This is a genomic window from Pseudostreptobacillus hongkongensis (genome assembly GCF_001559795.1).
Lineage (GTDB): Bacteria > Fusobacteriota > Fusobacteriia > Fusobacteriales > Leptotrichiaceae > Pseudostreptobacillus > Pseudostreptobacillus hongkongensis.
Genome location: NZ_LOHY01000059.1, coordinates 1 through 280 on the forward strand (window position 1 = coordinate 1; position 280 = coordinate 280).

The following is a 280-nucleotide window of genomic DNA, read 5'->3' on the forward strand; positions in this document are numbered from 1 at the left end:
ATAGTGCTGCAGCTTCCACAATTGTGTCGCAGTCAGTGGATGCGGTTTGTAGTGTGCCGCGTAAGCCCTGGTATTTATGAGCAGTCAGGTTTAAGCCATGGGTATTATTGGCAGACTCAAAAGCCTCGCAGATAGCGCGCCGTTGTTCTGGCGGTACTTCCGACTGCTCAGCAGCGAGAGCGCGCATCACATGCGCGGCAATACTCTGATTCTGATACTTATCATAAAGAAAGGAAGAGTCTGCTCTCTGCACGATATAGCGCAGATAGGCACTCATTGC

General features: G+C 50.7%; 1 protein-coding gene. It reads right to left on the minus strand.

Annotated elements, in window-relative coordinates; all coding sequences use genetic code 11:
• On the minus strand, positions 1-280 hold a 280-nt coding region (locus AYC59_RS08540), incomplete at both ends, for a GAPES1 domain-containing protein (protein ID WP_211259994.1).